Raw genomic sequence first — 20604 nt, 5'->3', positions numbered from 1 at the left:
TCCCCACCCACGCGGACGCCCCCTGCCTGGAGCTCACGCTGCGGTCGCTGCGGCGTCAGACGCTGGACCCGGACCGCTTCGAGGTCATCGTCGTCCGCGACGGCGGGGACGGCAGCCAGTACTCCGGCATCGCCGACGCCGGCAAGGGGCTGCGCCTGCACTTCGTCGAACGGCCCGAGCGCGGCGGCCGGGCGGCGGCCCGCAACGAGGCCGCGCGCCGGGCGACCGCGCCGCTGCTGTTGTTCCTCGACGCCGACTCGTACGCCACGCCGGACCTGCTGCGCCGCCACCTCGACCACCACCGCGACCCGTCCGCGCCGGCGGTGCTGATGGGCCGGCGCGACGAGACCGGCATCGAGCACGTGCACGCGGCGCTGGCCGACCAGCCGACCATGCCCGTACCCCGGCTGCGTGGGCGCGGCGGCGGCGACATGCGGTTCGGGACCGAGGAGGGACCGTCCGGCGACGACTGGCTGCTGGCCGGGTGGCTGTTCTGCTTCACCCACAACGCCTCGGTGCGCCGGGACGTGTTCGAGGCGGTCGGCGGCTTCGACGAGGGCTTCGGCCTGCGCTGGGGCCTGGAGGACATGGAGCTCTTCTACCGGGTGCACGCGCACCTCGGCGTACTCAACCGCAACTTCGCCTACGACGATCTGGCCGCCGTCTACCACCTGCCGCACCACCGCAACGTCATCCAGAACTGGAACGACTTCATGGACAACCTGGATCGGGTCGCGCTCAAGTACCCGGTCGTGGAGTGGGAGTTCGCCGGGCCGGTGGACGTGGCCCGCGCGGCCGAGCGGGTGGTGCACTACCGCCGGGCGATGGACGACTGCGTACGCCGCTCCTGGTGCCGGATCGGGCCGGCGGTGCAGCGGCTCGCCGGTCGCCTGCCCGGCGACCGGGTGCTGTGGGTCGGCACCGGCAGCGCCGAGGCCGGGCTGCCCGACGGCGCGCTGACCTACGACTACGGGGCGCCGGCCGGTCCGGCCAACTTCCACCTGGTCGGGATCAGGCCACCGGTCGCCGCGGACAGCCTGGACGCCGTGGTCAGCGTCGACTTCTGGCGGTACCTCTACTGGGAGGACCTGTGCCAGTTCGTCAACGTCGCCGGTGCCCTCGCCGACGAGGTGCACCTGGTCTCCACCGGCGCGGAGCTCTCGGCGCGGTTCGACCCGGACCCGGCGAGCCTGGGCTACCTCGGCCGGGTCATGGGCGCCGCGTTCGAGACCACCCTGACCGAGGTCGACGGCCTCGGCACGGTGCTGCGGCTGCGCCCGCACCACCGTGCCGCCGTCGCGGCCGGCTGACCGGGAACGACAACGCCGATGCCAGTGATCGAGGCCAGTGGCCTGACCAAGCGGTTCCGGATCGCCGACAAGCAGCCGGGCCTGCGCGGCTCGCTGCGCCATCTCGTACGGCCACGACACGTCGAGCACGTGGCGGTCGACGGCGTCGACCTGTCGATCTCCTCCGGCGAGGCGGTCGCGTACGTCGGGCCCAACGGCGCCGGGAAGTCGACGACGGTCAAGCTGCTCACCGGCATCCTGCACCCCACCGCCGGGCGGGTACGCGTCTGCGGCCTCGACCCGCACCGCGACCGGCACGCCAACGCCCGCAACATCGGCGTGCTGTTCGGCCAGCGCAGCCAGCTCTGGTGGGACCTGCAGGTCCGCGACTCCCTCGCGCTGCTGCGCGACATCCACCGCATCCCCCGGGCCCGGTACGCGGCACGCCTGGAGGAGTTCGACGCGCTGCTCGGGCTCGGCCGGCTGCTGCCGGTGGTCGCCCGGCAGCTCTCGCTCGGCCAGCGGATGCGAGCCGACCTGGCCGCCGCGCTGCTGCACGCACCGCCCGTGGTGTTCCTCGACGAGCCGACCATCGGGCTGGACATCGTCGCCCGGCAGGCCGTCCGGGACTTCCTGCGGGCCCAGCGCGCGAGCGGGACCACGGTGCTGATGACCACGCACGACATCGGTGACATCGAGCAGGTCTGCCGCCGGCTCGTGATCATCGACGGGGGCCGGATCATCTTCGACGGCTCGATCGACGCCGTCCGCCGGCTGGTCGCCGACCAGCGGACCGTGCACCTGACGCTCGGCGCCGACTGGCACGGCGACCTCGACGCCGACCTGCCGGGCGTCCGGCTGGTCCACGACGGGTCGGCACGGCAGATCGCCGTCACGTTCGACCACGGCGCGTACGGCGCGGGCGAGATCGTCTCGGTGGTCGCCCGTCAGGCGCCGGTGGTGGACATCCGGATCGACGAGCCGTCCATCGAGGACGTGGTGCGCCGGGCGTACGCCGGCGAGCTGAGCCCGTCGGTGCCGGCATGAGGGCGTACCTGACGCTGGCGCGGATGTCCTGGTCGACGCTGCTGATCTACCGGGGCGAGTTCCTCCTCCAGCTCACCGGGGTCGTGGTGCAGACAGTGGCGCTGTTCGCGGTCTGGCAGGCGGTCTTCGCCGGCGCGGCCGGCGGCGAGGTGGGCGGGTTGTCCTGGGAGCAGATGAAGGGCTACCTGGTCGTGGCGTTCCTGACCGGGGCGCTGCTGTCGAGCTTCACCGACGCGCAGATCGCCGGCCCGGTGCTGCACGGCACCGTGGCGCTCGACCTGGTCCGGCCGATCGACTACCAGCTCTCGCGTTTCGCGCTGTCACTCGGATACGTCGTCGGTGAGGTGCTGACGGTGGCGGTGATGGCGGCGACGCTGGTGTCGGCGTTCGGCGGCGCCGCGCTGCCCGCCGCCGGGCAGGCCGGGCTGTTCCTGCTCAGCCTGCTGGCGGTGGTGCCGCTGAAGTTCGGCCTGGTCTACCTCGTCGGGCTGCTGTGCTTCTGGACCGGCAACTTCCACGGGCTGAGCCTGTCCCGGGTGGCGGTCACCAACATCCTCTCCGGGGCGCTGGTGCCGATCGCGTTGTTCCCCGGCTGGCTCCAGGTCGTCTGCCAGCTCTCCCCGTTCCCCGGCATCGTCTCCACCCCGGCGCTGATCTACCTGGGGCAGGTACGGGGCGCCGAGGCGGTGACGCTGATCGGCGTACAACTGCTCTGGGTTCTGGTGTTGTGGGGCGCGGCCCGGCTGCTGTGGTCCGCGGGCGTGCGGCGGCTGACCGCGCACGGCGGGTGACCGGCCGATGATGCACGAGGCACGGATCTACCGCCGGCTCCTCGGCGCGCATCTGCGGGCGGTGCTCGAGTACCGCGCCGACGCGCTCCTGACCATCGGGGCGACGGTGCTCGGTCAGCTCGCCGGGCTGGTCTTCGTGGTGATGGTGTTCCGGCAGGTGACCGCGCTCGGCGGGTGGACCCGCTGGGAGGTGCTGTACGTCTGCGCCATGGTGATGCTCGCCGAGGGCGTCGGCTCCCTGCTGTTCGAGGGGACCTGGCATCTCGGCGGCCTGGTCAACCTCGGCCTGCTGGACTACCTGCTGGTCCGGCCCTACCCGGTGGTGCTCCAGGTCACCGGCAACGCGGTCGGGTTCAACGGCCTCGGCAACGTCGGTTTCGGCGCGGCGCTGCTCGGCGCCGCGGCCGTCCACCTCGACCTGGCCTGGACGCCGCTGACGGTGCTCTGGGCGGTGGTGCTGCTCGCCAGCGGAGTCCTGGTCAAGCTGGCGGTCAACCTGGCCACCAACGCTGTCGTCTTCTGGCTGCTGAGCCCGTCCAGCTCGCTCGCGGCGAGCGTGCACACCCTGGGCGACCTGGCCCGCTATCCGCTGACCCTGTACGGCACCGGCCTGCGCTCGCTGCTGACGCTCGTACCCGTCGCGTTCGTCGGCTACTTCCCGACGGCCGCGCTGCTGGACAAGGGCGCCTCGACCACTGCGGGCGCGCTCACCCCGGTCGTCGCGGCGGCCTGCGCGGCCGGGGCGTGGGCGATCTTCCGGGCCGGGTTGCGCCGGTACGAGAGCGCGGGCAGCTGAGATGGCAGCCACGCGGGCCGGCGTCACCGGCCGGTACCTGGCGGCGGTGCGGGACGACACCGGGCAGCCGACGGCGTACCTGCCGCCGTGCGGCAAGCGGTACCCGGGCGCGACCCGCCGGCCGCTGCGGTGGCCCGGCCCGGGGTCCGCGTTGACCGGCGCCCCGCCGGACACGCGCACGCCGTCGCGGCTGCTGCCCGGCTGGCACACGCTGCGCCGGTCGGTGCCCTCCGGCGGGGCGTTCCACCCCAACGAGATCTACCTCGCCTGGGCCGGCTCCCCCGACCTCGCGGCCGGCGTCTACCACTACGACCCGCCGCACCACTGCCTGGAACTGCTGCGCCCGGGCAGCCCGGCCGCCCGGCTCGACCGGCTCCTCGGGGTCGCGGCGGCGCCCCGGCACGCGCTGCTGCTGACCCACCGGCCGTGGAAGAACACCAGCAAGTACGGGGCGTTCGGCTACCGGCTGGGCATCGTCGACTCCGGTGTCCTGCTGGCCCAGCTGCTCACGTCGCCGGTGGACGCGACACCGCGCCTGGACCTCGATCCGGCGCTCGCCGGTGAGCTGCTCGGACTCGACGCCGAACTGGAGGCCACCTACGCGGCGATCGAGTTCCCCGCGTACGCGGACGTCCCCGGGACACCGCTTGCGTCCGGCGGGCCGCCCCCGGCGACCGGGCTGGACCACGACCGGCTCGGCCACGACGCCGCCCACCCGAGCGCGGTGGCGCTGCACCGGGCAAGGTACGACCGGCCCGCCGACGCCGACCCTCCCTCGGCCGACCGTCTTCCGGCCGACGGCGGCCCGGCCCGGCGCCTCCCGGCGGACCGCCTTCCGGTGGGTCCGGCGGCGGGCCGGGCGCTGGACCTGCCGCCGGCCCGGCCGCTCGACCTGGTCGCGGCAGCCGCCCGCCGCGCCTCCGCCGCGAACCTCGGCCCGGGGCTGACCGCCGGGCAGGTCGCCGACATCCTGGCCTGCGCCGCCGGCCGGGCCAGTTCGCCGGCCCTGGCGGCGCTGGCCCGGCAGCCGCTGTACCCGGAGATCTGGTGCCTCGCCCGGGCCGTCGACGGCATCCCGGCGGACGCGTACCGCTACCAGCCGCACCACCACCGGCTGGTGCCGACCGGGCCGCCGGGAGCGGCCGACGACGCGGCGGCGTACCCGCACCGGGTCGACCGCCGGATGGTCACCCGCGGCGCGACCCTCTACCTGGTGCACGCCGGGAGCCGGCCCGTCGACCAGCTCTCCCCGGCCTCGTTCCACCGGCTGCACCTGCTCGCCGGTGTGGCCCTTCACCTGGCCGGGCTCGCCGCCACCGCGACCGGCGCGGCGAGCCGGGCGCTGGGCGGCCTCACCGCCGACGCGGTCGCCGCCCGGCTCGGCCTGCCGGACGGGGCGTCCCCGCTGACACAACTGCTGGTCGGCACGCCCGCGCCGCGTCCCGGGGCGCTGGCGGCCCATCTCACCGAAGGGAACCCTCATGGCTGAACAGGACGTTCCGGCGCTCGTCGGCACCCCCACGCCGGACGCGGTGCTCGCGGCGGTCGCCGAGCACGGCGCGGTGCTGCTGCGCGGCGGGTGGCGGCACGAGGACTACGTCGCGCTCGGCGACGCGCTGATGACCGCGTCGCCGTACCAGGGCTGGTTCCACGACGAGCGGGACGTGATCGGCGGTGACCCGACGACGACCACAGTCACCCGGGGAACGCAGGGCATGCCGCTGCACCGGGAGGCGTCGTACGCGCCCGGCGCCCCGGACCTGCTGATGTTCCGGTGCGAGCGGCCCGCCGCCGACGGCGGGGCCACGACGCTGTGCGACGGTCTCGCGCTGCTGTCCGCCCTGCCCGCCACGGTCCGCGCCGCCTGCGAGGAACTGACGCTGCGCTGGGAGAGCGAGCTGCCCACACCGGTGTGGCAGCGGATGTGCGGCACGACCGACCCGGCGGCGGCGGAGCGGATGCTGCGGCAGTGGGAGCCGTACCTGCGGCCGTGGGAGTCGATCCACATCGACGTGGACGAGGACGCGATGACTGTCGGCTTCGGCACCCGGTGCACGCCACCGACCCTCTTCGAAGGTGTGCCGGCGTTCTGCAACTCGCTGTTCATCAGCCGCCCGCAGCCCGGCGAGTACCACGACCGGCGGCTGCGGGTGCGCTCCGGTACCGGCGCGCCGGTGCCCGAGGACCTCGTGGCCACCGCCGCGGACGTCGCCGCGCGGCTGACGGTGGCGGTGCCGTGGCGGTCCGGTGACGTGCTGGTCGTGGACAACTCCCGGTACCTGCACGGCCGGCAGGCGTTCACCGACGCCGGACGCGCGGTCGCGGTGCGGATGGGACACCTGCGGAAGGAGGAGGCCGCGTGAGGGTCAAGCTCCGCGACGACCTGATGTACGTGCCGGTCGACGACGGCGTGTACCTGGAGACGGGACTCGCCGGCACGCACCTGGCGGGCGCGTCGGCGTACGGCCTCGTGCAGCGGCTCGCCCCGCATCTGGACGGCACCCGCACGGTGGAGGCCCTGACCGCGGGTCTGCCCCCGGCGCAGCGGCAGCTCGTCACCGACCTGGTCCGGATGCTGGTGCGGCGGGGCATCGCCCGCGACCTCGACAGCGAGCCGCCACACACGTTGCGGGACTGGGAACTCGACACCTACCGGGACTCGATCGCGTTCGCCGAGCACGTCAGCGACGCGCCGCTGAGCCGCTTCGAGGCGTTCCGCGACGGGCGGGTGCTGCTCGTCGGCGCCGGCGCCGGCATGCTCGCGCTCGTCCAGACGCTGTTCGAACTCGGGCTGCGTACGGCCTCGCTGGTCGAGACCACCGAGACCGGCACCGAACGCGACGGCTTCCGGCGGATCGTGCAGCGCCGTCGAGCAGAGGATCCGACGACCGGGCTGACGCTGCTGGACGCGGCCGCCGCCCTCGACACCGACGAGGGGCTCGCCGGCCTGCTGACGGGGTACGACGCGGTGCTGCACTGCGCCGCGCGTCCGATGGCCGGGCGGGCGACGCGGCTGAACCGGGCGGCCCGGGCGATCGGGGTGCCGGTCCTGCACGCGGTGCCCGGCGGCGCGGAGGCGTGGATCGGCCCGACCGGCGGCGGCATCACCGGCGGCTGCTGGGAGTGCGGCCTGCTCAGCCGGCAGGGCGCCGGGCTCCCCCCGGGTGACGCCGACGAGCCCGACACGACGTCCGAGTGGCTGTCGGCGCCGGTCTGCGGCCTGATCGGCGCGGCGCTCGGGTTCGCGTACCTGCGCCACCGGGTGGGAGCGGAGAGCACCGCCACGAACCGGATGACCCGCGTGGACCTGGAAACCGCTGTGACCAGCGAGCATCTGCTCGACGTGCACCCCCGCTGCCGCTCCTGCCGGCCCCCGGCCCCGTACGCCGATCTCGCCGCGCACGTCGACGCGATGGCCGCCCGCACGCCGGTGGGCGTCGAGGAGTTCGTCGCCCGGATGCCGTTCCTGGTCGACGCGCGGCTGGGCCCGCTGCTGGCCATCGACACCGGCGCCCACTCGCAGATCTCGGTCAGCTGCGTCGAGGCGACGGTCGTGGACCTGGCCGGCGGCGCACCGCGGCTGCTCACCGCCGTCGGCGCAAGCCGGGAGCAGGCGCTGCTGCGCGCCGCCACGGCGGCACTGGAGACGCTCGCGGCCCGGGCCTGCGCCGGCGACACCGCCACGGTGTGGTGGGACACCGCGCGTGGCGCTGTCGTCGACGCACGGCCGGACGGCGTAGTGATCGCCGGCGGTCACACCTGGGCGGAGGCGCGCGGCCGGGCGATCCTGAAACTGCGACGCGCGGCCGCGACCCCACCGGAGGTCGCCGACGGTGGGCCGCCCGGCGGCTGGCTCGACCGGGCGCGGTGGCCGGAGCCGACCCGCGTCATGGCACACGAGCTGGCCCTCCTCGGCCACGAGCCGCGGGCGTGGCACGACGGATCGAGCACCCCGACCGTGTTCGTCGCCGTCGGCGGCGGATGGGTCGCCCGCAGCTGCGCCACCGACACGGACACCGCCCTGGCGAACGCGATGCAGGCGGCGGTCGCCGTCCTGACCGGACGCCGCCCGGACGGCGCCGAGATCGGGCCGGACGTGGGCGGCCACGACTGGGACACGGCGCTGCCGCCGCTGCTGCGCGAGCTGGCACGGGACGGACGGTCGCTGCTGGTGCGGCCCGCCGACTCGCTGCCCGGGGCGCAGCGGGTGATGCCGTTCATGATCAGGGCGGCGTGGTCGCCACGAGCGGGGAGCAGCGCATGACCGACGTCACGACCACACCGGCCGTCCCCGCCCCGTCCGACGTGGCGCCGCGTCCCGGCCTGCGGATCCTCGGCGTCGGCGCCCTGCGCCGGGCGGTGGAACAGGCGCTGGGCGCCGCCCCGGTCACCGACGTCGACGTCTTCGTCGTCGATGGGCCACCGGAGGACGTCGACGTGGCCGCCCGGGCTGCCGCCGACGCCGGCCGGTCCTTCCTGCCGGTGTACACCACGCCGCGCGGCGTACGGATCGGCCCGTTCGTCACACCCGGCCGGCCGGGCTGCCACCACTGCCTCCAGGTGCGGCAACGCCGGGCGCGGACCACCGGGACACCGCACCGGTCCGCGCTGTGGCAGGGGCTCTACGACGGCACCGTGCAGCCCGCCCGGCCCGTCCTCGGCCCGCCGGTACGCGCCGCGGTCGCCGCGCTCGTGGCCGACGAGCTGCGCCGGGTCGCGCAGGGCGGCGACGGCCGGTGCGCGGAAGCGGTGCTGGAGGTCGCCACGGCCTCGATGGCCGTCAAGCGGCACCGGTTCGTCCCCGAACCCGGCTGCCCGGTGTGCGGCCCGTTGCCGGATGACGGCCCGGCCGCCAGCACCTTCACGCTGACGTCCCGGCCGAAGCGGGCACCGGACGACTACCGGGCCCGCAGCCTTCCCGACGAGCACCTAGCCCTGCTGGCAGCGCTGCACGACGAGGAGACCGGGCTGCTGTCGTCGATCACCGTCCACCACAACCATCCGATGGTCCTCGCCGGCGCGATCGGTGGCCCGTTGTGCTGTGGTGAACTGGCCGGCTACGGCCGGACCTTCACCTACCCGGCGAGCGTGGCCGTCGCCGTCGCCGAGGCGCTGGAACGGCTCGGCGGCAACGTGCCACGCGCCCGCCGTACCGTCACCCGCGCCTCGTTCCGCGAGCTCGGACCGCGGCGGGCCGTCGAGCCGACGGAGTTCGGGCTGCCGCCCGCGCCGCCCGACGACCACGCGGTCGCATACGACCCGGACCGGCCCGTGGAATGGGTGTACGCCTACTCGTTCCGGCGCGACGGCCCGGTGCTGGTGCCGGAGACCTTCGCCTACTACGGCTCGCACGGCACGGGTTTCGGTCCGGAGTGCTCAAACGGCTGCGCGCTGGGCGCGAACCTCGAAGAGGCGATCCTGCACGGCATCTTCGAAGTCGCCGAACGGGACGCCTTCCTGTCCACCTGGTACGCCCGGCTACCGGTGCCGCGCGTGGACCCGATGACCAGCGCCGACCCGATGACCCGCGTGCTCGTCGACTGGATCCAGCGCACCACCGGCAGCCGCCTGGACGTCTTCGACATCACCATGCCCGAAGGCGTCCCGGCGGTCTGGCTGATGCTCGTCGACGACGAGGTGCGGCCGGGACGTCCCCGGGCGTTCTGCGGCGCCGGGGCGCACCTGGACCCGGAGCGCGCCCTGTGGTCCGCGCTGGTGGAACTCGCCAGCGTCGCCGAGGCCACCCGGGAGATGGTCGCCGAGGACACCACCGCCCCCGGCCTGGTCGCCGACTCCGACCTGGTCCGGACCATGGAGGACCACCTGCTGGCGGCGGCCGACCCGGACGCCTGGCCGCGCTTCGCGTTCCTGTACGAGCGCGACGAGATCCGGTCCATGGCGGAGGCGTTCCCACCGGCGGCGCGCTACCGCCCGGCCGCGGACCTGCTCGACGACCTGCGGCACGTGACCGGACGCTACCTCGACGAGGGCCTGGACGTGGTGGTCGTCGACCAGACCGCCCGCGAGCAGGAGGCCGTCGGCCTCACCAGCGTGAAGGTGCTGATCCCGGGGCTGCTGCCGATGACGTTCGGTCACCGCAACCGGCGCGTCGACCTGCCCCGGCTGCGCGAGCTGCCGGTCCGGCTCGGACACCGGGCCGAACCGCTCGCCCCGGAGGAGATCAACCCGTATCCGCACCCGTTCCCGTGACCGTCCCATGTGCGCGGAGGCGTCGGAGAGTGATGAGGATCGCTCACCGCGCGCGAGAGGATCCGGCACAGTAGGTTGGCAGGGTGACTGGACGGTTCCGGTTGCCGATCGACGTCAGCACCCTCCCGGTGGCCCGCGATCGGTATCCGGCCAGGCCGTCGTCGGCGAGCTGGTGCCGGCGCCCGGCCGGCCGTCCGGTCGCTCCTGACCACCGCTCGACGCCGCCACCGCTGCCGGCGTGCCTCACCCTGCATGGACGGAGATCGACGTGACCACTCTGCGGGTCGGCGCGCAGCCCGCCACCGCGACGGACCGGCTCCACCGGCCCACTCTCACCTCCCGCCCGGCCCCGCCGTCGCCGGCCGGGGCCGGGCCCCGGACCCGGCGCATCCTGATGCTGTCGTGGGAGTACCCGCCGGTGCTCGTCGGCGGGCTCGGCCGCCACGTCCACGCGCTGTCCGTGGCGCTGGCCGCCGCCGGGCACGAGGTCACGGTCGTCACCCGCCACGCCGAGGGCGCTCCCCTGGAGGAGTACGCCGACGGCGTCCGTATCGTCCGCGCCGCCGAGGACCCGGTCACCTTCCCCCTGGCCACCGGGTCACTGCTGGCCTGGACGATGGCGTTCAACCACACGCTGACGCGGGCCGCGCTGCGCGCCGCCTCGTCCGGCGCCTACGACGTGATCCACGCCCACGACTGGCTCGTCGCGCACACCGCGATGACGCTGCGCGAGCACCTGGACGTGCCGCTCGTGACCACCATCCACGCCACCGAGGCGGGCCGGCACCAGGGCTGGCTGCCGGAGGAGATGAACCGCACCATCCACGGCGTCGAGCACTGGCTCGCCGGCGAGTCCGGGCGCGTGATCGTGTGCTCCGGCTACATGCGCGACGAGGTGGGCGCGCTGTTCGGCGTGGACGCCGCCCGCGTCGACGTGGTGCCCAACGGCGTCGAGCCGCACCGCTGGCGGGTGCCCGCGTCGGCGGTCGCCGCCGCCCGGGCGCGGTTCGCCGCCGACGGCCCGCTGGTCACGTTCGCCGGCCGCCTGGTGTACGAGAAGGGCGTACAGCACCTGCTGGCCGGGCTGCCCCGGCTGCGCGACCGGCACCCCGGCCTGCGCGCGGTGATCGTCGGCGACGGGCCGTACCGGGCGGACCTGGAGGCCGAGGTGCACCGCCTCGGGCTGGGCGGCACCGTCAGCATGCCCGGCTTCCTCGGCGGCACCGACCTGCCCGCCGTGATGGCCGCCTCGGACTGCTTCGCGGTGCCCAGCATCTACGAGCCGTTCGGCATGGTGGCGCTGGAGGGGGCCGCCGCGGGCGCGCCGCTGGCGGTGGCCCGCACCGGCGGCCTGGCCGAGATCGTCGAGCCGGGCGTCACCGGGATGACGTTCGCCCCGCACGACCCGGACGGGCTCGCCGAGGCGGTGCACGCGCTGCTGTCGGACCGGGACCGGGCCCGCGTGCTCGCCCGGCGGGCCCGCGCCATGGTCCACGAGCGGTACGGCTGGGCGGCCATCGCGTCCCGCACGGCTGCCGCGTACGCCGCCGCGATCGCCGGCGACCCGTCGTTCACCGCCGCCCGCGCCCAGCACCGCATGACACACGGCCGGCCCACGCCGCGCGTCCCCGAGGGCAACCTCCTCACCGCCGCCGGCCTGCGGTAAAGGAAGGGCCCCCTGTTAACGCCTGCGGTAGAGGAAGGGCCCCTTCTTAACGCCCCGCACCCCCGCGCACGCGACGAAGGCCGCCGACCCTGCTCGGGTCGGCGGCCTTCGTCGTCCGCGTGTTAAAAGGGGGCCCCTCCTCTACCGGAGGCGTTAAGAAGGGGCCCTTCCTTGCACGCTCAGCGCTTGTCGGCGGGGACGTACTCCCGCTCGGTGGCGCCGGTGTAGATCTGCCGCGGGCGACCGATCTTGGTCTCCGGGTCGTTGATCATCTCGCGCCACTGTGCGATCCAGCCGGGCAGGCGGCCCAGCGCGAACAGCACCGTGAACATCTTCGTCGGGAAGCCCATGGCCTTGTAGATCAGACCGGTGTAGAAGTCCACGTTCGGGTAGAGCCGGCGGGACACGAAGAAGTCGTCGGCGAGCGCGATCTCCTCCAGCTGCACCGCGAGGTCGAGCAGCGGGTCCGGCTTGGACATCCGGCCGAGCACGTCCTGGGCGGCCTTCTTCACGATGGCGGCACGCGGGTCGTAGTTCTTGTAGACCCGGTGCCCGAAGCCCATCAGCTTCACGCCGTCCTGCTTGTCCTTCACCTTCTGCACGAAGGAGCGGACGTCGCCGCCGTCGGCCTGGATCTTCTGGAGCATCTCCAGCACGGCCTGGTTGGCGCCGCCGTGCAGCGGGCCGAACAGCGCGTTCACGCCGGCCGAGACCGAGGCGAACAGGTTGGCGTTGCTGGAGCCGACCAGCCGCACGGTGGAGGTGGAGCAGTTCTGCTCGTGGTCGGCGTGCAGGATGAACAGCATGTCCAGCACCCGGGCCACCACCGGGTCGACCTCGTACGGCTCGGCCGGCACGCCGAACGTCATCCGCAGGAAGTTCTCGACGTAGCCGAGCGAGTTGTCCGGGTACAGCAGCGGCTGCCCGATCGACTTCTTGTACGCGTACGAGGCGATGGTCGGGACCTTCGCCATCAGCCGCACCGTGGACATCTCCACGTGCTCGGAGTCGAACGGGTCCAGGCTGTCCTGGTAGAAGGTGGAGATGGCGCTGACGGCCGAGGAGAGCACGGCCATCGGGTGCGCGTCACGGGGGAAGCCGTCGAAGAACCGGCGCATCTCCTCGTGCAGCAGCGAGTGCCGCCGGATCCGCTCGCTGAACTCCGACAGCTGCGCCTGGGTCGGCAGCTCGCCGTAGATCAGCAGGTAGGAGACCTCCAGGAAGGAGGACTTCTCGGCCAACTGGTCGATCGGGTAACCCCGGTACCGCAGGATGCCGGCATCACCATCGATGTAGGTGATGGCGGACGAGCAGGACGCGGTGTTCACGAAACCGGGGTCGTACGTGGTCATCCCGGTTTCCTTGAGCAGCTTGCTCACCCCGATCCCGGCGGGGCCCTCAACCGCGGACTGCACCGGCATCGACAGCTGCCCACCGGGGTGGTCGAGCTTGACTTCCGTCATCTGTTCCTCGCTTCGCCGGCAAGATCTTCGTTGAATTGCCTTCGCTTCTACCGTAATCACGGCGCGGAGAACACCGCTCGTCATGGTTTCGGGGTGAGGTGTGCGTCACCTGTTTCCCGGCCAGGCCGTCCGGAAACCGGTTGGGAGCGCGACCATGGGCGCCGGCCGGGGGCCCGTCACGACAGCGTGAGCCGCCGCAGCGCCCCGTCGTCGCCGACCCGGTAGAGGTCGAGCCGGTTGGCGCCGGCGGCGAAGAGCCGGTCGTCGGGGAGGAACGCCGCGAACCGCCGGCCACCGGCGTCCGGGGGCACTACCGGCGCCACCGCCCCGACCGTGCCGTTCACCGCGACGGCGAGCCGTGTCCCGTCGGGCACGTCGTCCGGGACCGTCCCCCAGACCAGCGCCGGCAGGCCGCCGCGCGCCGGGTCGACCGCGTCGAACGCGTCCCGGTTCGCCACCGTGGCGGACCCGCCCACCGGCACGTTCCCGACCCGGGTCCCGACGAGCGGATCAGCGGCCGGCGGCGGGAGCGGGGCGGGCACCCCGCCGGTGATCGTCACCGGCTGGCCGGGGCGGTCGTAGAAGCGTTTGTCGGCTCGCTCGCGCGGAGCCGCCTTGGCCGACCGGCCGTCCATCTGCCAGGGCACCCGCATGTGGGTCTCGTCGGCGATCGTGGGCAGCAGGTCCACGTGCTCCCAGTTGCGGTCGTCCACCCGGCCGGCGCGCTGGCCGGGTTCCTTGACGAACATCGGCACCCAGGCCACCTCGTTGGCGGCGTGCTCGATGGCGTCCATCCCCCGCCCCTGCCAGTCCCGCCGGAAGCTCACCCCGTGGTCGGCGGTGACCACCACCAGCGCCTTGTCGTAGAGACCGGTGGCGCGCAGCGTCCGCAGCGTCTCGCCGATCAGCCGGTCGGTGTAGCCGAGCTGGGCCAGGTGCCGGGCGCGGGCCAGGTCGACCCAGCCGGTCCCGTCGTTGGGCAGGTCCTCCGGTGCGGCGTAGTGCGCCCCGGACGGCAGGTACGCCCACGGCGAGTGCGGCATCAGCAGGTGCAGGAAGTGCAGCGTGGGCCGGGGGTCGGGGCGCAGCCCGGCCAGGAACGAGGTGAACCGGGCCGGCTGGTTGTCGTCGAGGGTGTCCCAGCGGAACTTGGGGTCGTCCGGCACCGGCTCGGCGGCGTCCAGCCCGGCCTCGGCGGCGGTCCGCTCGCGGTAGGAGTCCTCCGGGTCGACGCGGCTGTCCACCGGCGCGGCGATCCGGCCCATCAGCTTGCCGCTCTCCCGGACCAGCACCCCGAGCCCCTGCTCCGGCGTGGTGGCCTGCTCGCAGCGGCTGGGCGGGCAGAGCCGGGTGATGCTCTCCTCGGCCTTGATCCGGTAGAGGCCCCCGAGCGCGGTGAACAGGTTGTCCGGGTACTGCGAGTAGTGCGGCGCCGCGCCCTGCTCCGGGTAGCGCCCGGTGAGCATCGCCGGCAGCGCGTAGGGCGTCCAGCCGCTGACGCCGGTCGCGTTGGGGTACCACGTCGACCCGGCCGCGAGCGCGGCGAAGTTCGGGTAGCGCTCGGCGTCGATGCGTCCGTCCGGGCCGAGCAGGGAGACCAGCGGCAGCTCGTCCAGCACGATCATGACCACCGGCGGATGCGCGCCCGCGCCGGCGATCCCGGCCGCGCCGCCCTCGCCGCGCGGCAGCACCACCGCCGAGGCGGGCGAGGCGAACAGGAACAACCCGACGAACACCAGCGGCCCGGCGGCGGCCACCCGCAGCACCCGCCGGGGCGCCCGCCACCGCCGGTGCGCGGCCGCCCCGGCGGCTCCGGCCACACCGGCGGCGACGAGCAGGGGTACGCCCCGAAGCGGCGTGACGTGCCGGCCGACCTGGACGGCCAGCGCGGCGAGCAGCAGGCCTACGAAGGTGGTGTGCACGGCGGCCCGGATAAGGCGTCCGGCGGGCACTGCCAGCGCGCCGAGCAGCGCGAACGGTACCGTCGGCGCGAGCGCGATCAGGGCGACCAGGAGCAGCACGTCGCCCCGGGACGCGCGGTGGAACAGGAAGAAGTCGGGGCTGCGGCCGAGCACGTCGAGCAGCGGCTGGGTCACCACCAGCCCGACCAGCGCCGTCACCTCCGCCAGCCGCGCAAGCTCGGACCGCCACCAGGGCGGGCGTTCCCGCCGGTCCGGGCCGGCCGTGTGGTCCCGGGGTGGCGCGAGGGTGCGCTCAGCCACCCACCACCACCTGGTAGAGCGTGCGGGTGCCGGACGGCAGCTCGGTGCGGGCGACCACCCGGCCCCGGCGGGCCAGCAGCGCCTCGAAGGCGTCGCGGCGGTAGTCCGGGAACAGGCCGTCGGGCTTGTTGGCGAGCAGGCGGCGGGCCATCGGATCGTCCGGGTGGACGAACTCCACCACCAGGCTGCCGCCGGTGGCGGTGAGCGCGGTGAGCTGGTCCAGCACCTCGGGCAGCGGCACGTTGCGCCCGATCGCCAGGTGGTGCACGACGGCCAGGGCGAGCACCACGTCGGCGCGGGCCCGGTCGGCGAACGCGGCCCGCTCGACGCCGCGCCAGCCGCCGCCGGGCGACGGGTCGGCCAGGTCCATCACCAGCGGCAGGATCCGCGTCTCGCCCTCGTCGCGCAGCGCGCGGTAGAGCGTGTCGACCACCGCCGGGTCCTGCTCGACCGCGACGACGTGCGTGGCGTGCCGGGCGGCGATGCGGGCGTACCGGCCGTCGTTGGCGCCCAGGTCCAGCGCCGAGCCTCCACCGACGGCGGCCACCGACCCGTCGACGAACTCCTCCTTGGCCTGCCGGTCCGGCACCGAGTACGCGCAGGTGCGCTGGTAGTCCGCCCAGTGGCTGTCGCCCGGCCGGTGGTCGAGGCGGCGGACCAGTTTCGTCAGCCCGCGTACCGTGGCCAGCGCCAGCTCGCGGGAGAACCCGGCGGCGCGCAACTGGGCGCGGACGTCGGTGGTGCTCGCGGCGGAGTTGCGGGCCTGCATCGCGCCGTGCAGGTGCACGTGGGTGGGCACGCCGGCCCGCCAGCGCCGGGCGCCGCCGAACAGCCGGCGCATCTGGTCCGGCTCGACGCCGTCGACGCGGGCCCGCAGGAACGGCTGGAAGTCCAGCCCGAGGTGGGCCTGGATCAGCAGCGGGTAGAGCAGCGTCTGGCAGAACTGCCGGTAGCCGGCCCAGGGCTCGCCGTCGCGCAGCGCCTCGAACGAGCCGACGTCGATGAAGACAGGTCGCGCGCCGCGCCACTGCACGTTGTACGCCGAGCCGTCCTTGGTGGTGAAGCCGGCTTCCAGGGCGGCGCGCAGCACGTCGAGGTGCAGCAACGCGGCGTCGCGCAGCATCGCGTACGACCACTCGTAGGGGTGCGAGACGAACGGGATCCGCTCGTGCCGCAGCACCGCCGCCCACCGCGTGTCGACGGGGGTCGGGGTCAGCTCCTCGGTGGCGACGATCTGCCCCCGCTCGGCCGCGCGGCGGAAGAAGTCGGTGACGGACAGCGCACGCCAGTCCCGGGCGGAGCGCTCGTCGAGCCCGCGCAGCACCTCCTCGCCCCGGTGGAACACCCGGTTGCCGGGGTCGCGGAAGGAGCCGGGCTCCACGCGGACGCCGGTGTCGGGGACCGTCACGCCGTGGGGCCCTGGTCGCTGGGCTGACGGCGGAACCGGGACACCAGGCGGCGCCAGTAGAGCTTGGCGGCCACGGCCACTCCGGCCACACCGCCGACCACCGCCTGCACGATGAGACTGCCCGATCCCGCGTCCAGGTAGGCCAGGTGGGTCACGGCTGCTTCCTTCCGTCGCCGGTCGTCAGTGCGCGCCCGGAATGCGAGCTTTCATGCTTCGCGCCGGACTTGTCCCCCACCGTAACGCCTCGGGCGTCGCACGCGGGGCCACACCGGCCACTCGTCCCCGTCCGATCCGTTCAAGACGGGCCGGACCGGTCGCGCCTACCGTGACGCCATGACACCGCAGTTCGATCTGGTCGGGGCCGTGGTCACCGACATGGCCCGCACACTCGACTTCTACCGGCGGCTGGGGCTGCCGATCCCGGCCGGCGCCGAGACGGAAGGGCACGTGGAGGTCACCCTGCCGAACGGCGTACGGCTGGCCTGGGACACGGTCGAGGTGATCCGCAGCTTCCACCCCGACTTCGACCCGTCCGGCGGCAACAACCGGATGAGCCTGGCCTTCCGGTGCGCCGACCCGGCCGAGGTGGACCGCTGGTACGCCGAGCTGACCGCCGCCGGCCACCACGGGGAGCTGCCCCCGTGGGACGCGTTCTGGGGCCAGCGGTACGCGGTCCTGCACGACCCGGACGGCAACGGCGTGGACCTGTTCGCCCCGCTGCCGGCGGGCGACTGAAAGGCGGCCGGTCAGGCGGTGGCCGGGGCGAGCAGCCGCGACGGGGGCACCCCGGCCAGCTCCCGCACCTCGCGGGTCAGGTGGGCCTGATCGGCGTACCCGCTGCGCGCGGCCACCTCGGCGAGCGGCGCGCCGGCGCGGGCCAGGTCCAGCGCCCGGCGCATCCGCAGGATGCGGGCGAGCGTCTTCGGGCCGTACCCGAAGAGGGTCAGGCTGCGGCGGTGCAGGGCCCGCGCGCCGAGGCCGACCTCGGCGGCGGTCGCGGCGACGGTGGCCCCGGCGGCCAGGCGGGCGGCGACACGCGCGCCGACCGGGTCGGGGCCGTCGGCCGCACGCAGCCGGTCGCGGGCGACCCGGGTGAGCACCCCGGCGGCCTCGTCGCCCGGCGCGGCCAGCGCCGCCTCGACCCGCTCGGTCACCTCGGCGGCGGCGCGGCCCCACAGGTCGGCCAGCGGTACGCGGCGGTCGCGCAGTTCCTCGGCGGGCACGCCGAACACGGCCGGGCCGGTGCCCGGCGGCAGGCGCAGCCCGATCCACCGGTCCCCCGGCGCGGACCGCGACAGGTGCGCGGTGCGGTCCGGACCGGCCACCAGCAGCCCGGACCGGCTGGACCAGAGCAGGTCCAGGCACCCGTCCGGCAGCACCCGCGTCTCACCCCCGCCGGACACGCTGCCCCACAGCACCGCGCCCGGAACCCCCGCCGCCCCCACTCCCGGTACACGCCCCCAACCCTGCCACCCGCCCCGTCGATCATGAAGTTGACGGTGCCGGCGCCCGGCGTGTCGCGCCGCCAACCTCATGATCGACGGGGTGTTCGGGGTGGGTCAGGGGCGGTGGTGCATGGCCAGGCGGAGCAGGAGGAAGCGCAGGGCTGTCGCGGCCAGGTTGGCCGCCACCAGCACCACCAGCTCCAGGCTGCGGCTCGGGCGTGTGGCGGCGTGCAGCAGGGCCAGTGAGCCGCTGGTCAGGGCCAGGCCCAGCGCGAACGCCAGCAGGCCCTGGAGGTGGTGGCGGCCGGCGTGCCGCCGGCCGCTGACCCCGAACGTGAGCCGCCGGTTGGCCCCCGTGTTCGCCACCCCCGTGAGCAGCAACGCCAGCAGGTTCGCCGGCAGCGCCCCGAGCGGTCCGCGGGCCAGCAGGAACAACAGCAGGTACGCGAGCGTGCTCGCCACGCCCACCGCGGCGAACCGGACGAGCTGGCGCGGCAGTCCGGCCGGCACGCGCGCCGGCGGGGCCGGCAACGGTCCCCGGCCGAGCTGGGCGCGCAGCTGCGCCAGCGGCAGCGCCCCGGTGGCCAGCGCCCGGCCCAGCCGGCCGATGCCCCGCAGGTCGGCCAGCGCGGTGGCGACGATGTCGACGCGGCTGTCCGGGTCGTCCACCCAGTCCACCGGCACCTCGTGGATGCGCAGCCCGGCCCGCTGCGCCAGGACCAGCAGCTCGGTGTCGAAGAACCAGCCGGTGTCGCGTACCAGCGGCAGCAACTCGGCCGCCACGTCGGCGCGGATCGCCTTGAACCCGCACTGGGCGTCGGAGAACCGCGCCGCGAGCGTGCCGCGCAGCAGCAGGTTGTAGCCGCGCGAGATCACCTCCCGCTTGGCGCCCCGGACCACCCGGCTGGTCCGCGCCAGCCGGGTGCCGATGGCCACATCCGAGTGCCCGGAGATGAGCGGCGCCACCAGCGGCAGCAACGCGGCCAGGTCGGTGGACAGGTCCACGTCCATGTACGCGAGCACCGGCGCGGGCGAGGCCGACCACGCGGCGCGCAGCGCCCGCCCACGGCCCTTCTCGTCCAGGCGCAGCACCCCCACCTCGGGCAGCTCGTCGGCGAGCGCCCGCGCGACCTCCGGGGTGCCGTCCACGCTGGCGTTGTCGGCCACCGTGATCCGGAACGGGTACGGGAAGTGCGCGGTCAGGTGCGCGTGCAGCCGCCGGACGCAGGGACCGAGGTCGGTCTCCTCGTTGTAGACCGGGACCACCACGTCCAGCACCGCGCTGCCGGCGGCGGGCCGGGCCCGCACGGCGGCCCGGGGCGCGTACGTGTCAGTCATCGCTCAGCCCTGCTTTCCGCTGCTCAGGTCGTACACGGTCACGCCGTCGACGGTGGTCGCGGTGAAGTTCTCGGCGACCCAGGCGGCGATCTCGGCCGAGGCGTTGCTGCCGCCGTTGGCCCGGAACCCGCCGCCGCCGAGGAAGTAGTGGATCCGCCCGTCGGCGACGTACCGCTGGAACTGGGCGAGCGTCGGCGACGGATCGCTGCCGTTGAAGCCGCCGATCGGCATGACCGGCCGCCCGGTGGCCAGCTGGTAGCCGGAGGCGTTGTTCGAGCCGACCGTGGCGGCGACCCAGGTGTAGTCGTCGGCGTCGGCGGTGAGCAGCGCGGTCATCTCGGCGCTCGGCTCGCGGGCGTCGAGCAGCCCGCCCATGCCGCCGCCGCGCTGCCCCCGGCCGTCCGGTCCCGTGCCACCCTCCGGACCGGCGCCGCCGTCCTGACCGGTGCCGCCGGGCGCGCCCGGAGCCGAACCACCGCCCGGGAAGCCGGGGAATCCGCCGGCGCTCGCCCCGCCGTCCGGGCCGGTGCCGTCCGGACCCGTGCCGCTGGAGCCGGTGCCGTTCGGGAAGCCCGGGAAGCCCGGGAACTGCCCGTTCCCGCCGCCCGGGCGACCGGGGAACTGCCCGTCCCCGCCGCCCGGCATCCGCCCGCCCGGGCCACCCGGGCCGCCGAAGCCCCCCGCTCCGGCCGGTCCGGCGCTCGGAATGGCGCCGGTGTGCGGGGTGGCAGCGGTCTGCATCGCGTACGCGGCCGGCCCGGCCAGCGCCACCGCGATCCCGGCGACGGACACCACCGGCACCAGCCACCGCACGACCCGCCCGGCAAACCCGCCCCGGTGCCCCGCCGCCACCCCAATGCCGGAGTTGACCAAGGAGTTTGCGTCAGCCTGAACGCCGTTCCCGGACACAAACTCCTTGATCAACGGGG

At 74.7% G+C, this 20604-nt stretch carries 15 protein-coding genes and 2 pseudogenes; 10 read left to right on the top strand and 7 right to left on the bottom strand.

Going from position 1 to position 20604, the window contains the following annotated elements; genetic code table 11:
* The 9 genes from KBX39_RS03310 to KBX39_RS03270 all read left to right on the top strand — a co-directional run.
* The coding region (locus tag KBX39_RS03310) for a glycosyltransferase family 2 protein (protein ID WP_210869124.1) at nt 1-1310 on the top strand (1310 nt) is incomplete at its 5' end.
* 18 nt (nt 1311-1328) lie between these two features.
* The gene (locus KBX39_RS03305; RefSeq protein WP_113973765.1) at nt 1329-2336 is read left to right on the top strand and encodes an ATP-binding cassette domain-containing protein; all 1008 of its coding nucleotides are present in this window, start codon (nt 1329-1331) and stop codon (nt 2334-2336) included.
* The gene (locus tag KBX39_RS03300) at nt 2333-3127 is read left to right on the top strand and encodes an ABC-2 family transporter protein (protein ID WP_069089834.1); all 795 of its coding nucleotides are present in this window, start codon (nt 2333-2335) and stop codon (nt 3125-3127) included. The genes KBX39_RS03305 and KBX39_RS03300 overlap by 4 nt, the downstream gene beginning before the upstream one ends.
* A gap of 7 nt (nt 3128-3134) precedes the next feature.
* On the top strand, nt 3135-3923 hold the full coding sequence (locus KBX39_RS03295) for an ABC transporter permease (RefSeq protein WP_247659834.1): 789 nt from the start codon (nt 3135-3137) through the stop codon (nt 3921-3923).
* Nucleotide 3924: 1 nt separating this feature from the next.
* Nucleotides 3925-5412 carry a hypothetical protein gene (locus KBX39_RS03290; protein WP_210869123.1) on the top strand — a complete coding sequence of 496 codons (1488 nt, stop codon included), beginning with the start codon at nt 3925-3927 and terminating at the stop codon, nt 5410-5412.
* Nucleotides 5405-6286: a TauD/TfdA family dioxygenase gene (locus KBX39_RS03285; protein ID WP_210869121.1), complete on the top strand. Its 882-nt coding sequence runs from the start codon at nt 5405-5407 to the stop codon at nt 6284-6286. The genes KBX39_RS03290 and KBX39_RS03285 overlap by 8 nt, the downstream gene beginning before the upstream one ends.
* Entirely contained in the window at nt 6283-8187 is a 1905-nt protein-coding gene (locus KBX39_RS03280; RefSeq protein ID WP_210869119.1) for a hypothetical protein, read from the top strand. Before KBX39_RS03285 ends, KBX39_RS03280 begins: the two co-directional genes overlap by 4 nt.
* Nucleotides 8184-10133 (top strand): TOMM precursor leader peptide-binding protein, encoded by a 1950-nt coding sequence (locus tag KBX39_RS03275; RefSeq protein WP_210869117.1) that lies wholly within the window; start codon nt 8184-8186, stop codon nt 10131-10133. Before KBX39_RS03280 ends, KBX39_RS03275 begins: the two co-directional genes overlap by 4 nt.
* Nucleotides 10134-10401: 268 nt before the next feature.
* Nucleotides 10402-11799 carry a glycosyltransferase family 4 protein gene (locus tag KBX39_RS03270; RefSeq protein ID WP_210869115.1) on the top strand — a complete coding sequence of 466 codons (1398 nt, stop codon included), beginning with the start codon at nt 10402-10404 and terminating at the stop codon, nt 11797-11799.
* A gap of 179 nt (nt 11800-11978) precedes the next feature.
* Here the strand turns inward: KBX39_RS03270 and KBX39_RS03265 are convergent, their stop codons facing one another.
* The 4 genes from KBX39_RS03265 to KBX39_RS03250 form a co-directional block, all read right to left on the bottom strand.
* Nucleotides 11979-13262, bottom strand: coding sequence for a citrate synthase (locus KBX39_RS03265; RefSeq protein ID WP_187693419.1), 1284 nt, complete (start codon nt 13260-13262; stop codon nt 11979-11981).
* A 176-nt stretch (nt 13263-13438) separates the two neighbouring features.
* Entirely contained in the window at nt 13439-15484 is a 2046-nt protein-coding gene (locus KBX39_RS03260; RefSeq protein WP_210869113.1) for a sulfatase-like hydrolase/transferase, read from the bottom strand.
* A complete protein-coding gene (locus tag KBX39_RS03255; RefSeq protein WP_210869111.1) occupies nt 15477-16892 on the bottom strand; it encodes a bifunctional 2-polyprenyl-6-hydroxyphenol methylase/3-demethylubiquinol 3-O-methyltransferase UbiG in 1416 nt (471 codons plus the stop codon). The genes KBX39_RS03260 and KBX39_RS03255 overlap by 8 nt, the downstream gene beginning before the upstream one ends.
* Complete coding sequence (locus KBX39_RS03250; RefSeq protein ID WP_166456093.1) at nt 16889-17047, bottom strand: hypothetical protein; 159 nt, start codon at nt 17045-17047, stop codon at nt 16889-16891. Before KBX39_RS03250 ends, KBX39_RS03255 begins: the two co-directional genes overlap by 4 nt.
* A gap of 178 nt (nt 17048-17225) precedes the next feature.
* Between KBX39_RS03250 and KBX39_RS03245 the strand changes: the two genes are divergently transcribed.
* Complete coding sequence (locus KBX39_RS03245; protein WP_043324537.1) at nt 17226-17627, top strand: VOC family protein; 402 nt, start codon at nt 17226-17228, stop codon at nt 17625-17627.
* Nucleotides 17628-17638: 11 nt separating this feature from the next.
* Here the strand turns inward: KBX39_RS03245 and KBX39_RS03240 are convergent.
* From KBX39_RS03240 to KBX39_RS03230, 3 genes and pseudogenes are all read right to left on the bottom strand, one after another.
* A pseudogene (locus KBX39_RS03240) lies at nt 17639-18381 on the bottom strand (helix-turn-helix domain-containing protein).
* A 70-nt stretch (nt 18382-18451) separates the two neighbouring features.
* On the bottom strand, nt 18452-19675 hold the full coding sequence (locus tag KBX39_RS03235) for a dolichyl-phosphate beta-glucosyltransferase (RefSeq protein ID WP_210869107.1): 1224 nt from the start codon (nt 19673-19675) through the stop codon (nt 18452-18454).
* A 3-nt stretch (nt 19676-19678) separates the two neighbouring features.
* Nucleotides 19679-20604, bottom strand: a pseudogene (locus KBX39_RS03230) (glycosyl transferase); the annotation flags it as partial.

It is taken from the genome of Micromonospora sp. D75 (assembly GCF_018070405.1).
GTDB classification, from domain to species: domain Bacteria; phylum Actinomycetota; class Actinomycetes; order Mycobacteriales; family Micromonosporaceae; genus Micromonospora; species Micromonospora chalcea.
The sequence above is the reverse complement of the archived record's forward strand: the minus strand, read 5'-3'. Positions and strand labels throughout refer to the sequence as shown.

Excerpts from the sequence above, each read along its gene's own strand:
- KBX39_RS03295 (WP_247659834.1), top strand. The coding sequence starts at position 3,135 with ATGATGCACGAGGCACGGATCTACCGCCGGCTCCTCGGCGCGCATCTG.
- KBX39_RS03245 (WP_043324537.1), top strand. The coding sequence starts at position 17,226 with ATGACACCGCAGTTCGATCTGGTCGGGGCCGTGGTCACCGACATGGCC.
- KBX39_RS03275 (WP_210869117.1), top strand. The coding sequence starts at position 8,184 with ATGACCGACGTCACGACCACACCGGCCGTCCCCGCCCCGTCCGACGTG.
- KBX39_RS03300 (WP_069089834.1), top strand. The coding sequence starts at position 2,333 with ATGAGGGCGTACCTGACGCTGGCGCGGATGTCCTGGTCGACGCTGCTG.
- KBX39_RS03305 (WP_113973765.1), top strand. The coding sequence starts at position 1,329 with ATGCCAGTGATCGAGGCCAGTGGCCTGACCAAGCGGTTCCGGATCGCC.
- KBX39_RS03235 (WP_210869107.1), bottom strand. The coding sequence starts at position 19,675 with ATGACTGACACGTACGCGCCCCGGGCCGCCGTGCGGGCCCGGCCCGCC.
- KBX39_RS03290 (WP_210869123.1), top strand. The coding sequence starts at position 3,925 with ATGGCAGCCACGCGGGCCGGCGTCACCGGCCGGTACCTGGCGGCGGTG.
- KBX39_RS03265 (WP_187693419.1), bottom strand. The coding sequence starts at position 13,262 with ATGACGGAAGTCAAGCTCGACCACCCCGGTGGGCAGCTGTCGATGCCG.
- KBX39_RS03285 (WP_210869121.1), top strand. The coding sequence starts at position 5,405 with ATGGCTGAACAGGACGTTCCGGCGCTCGTCGGCACCCCCACGCCGGAC.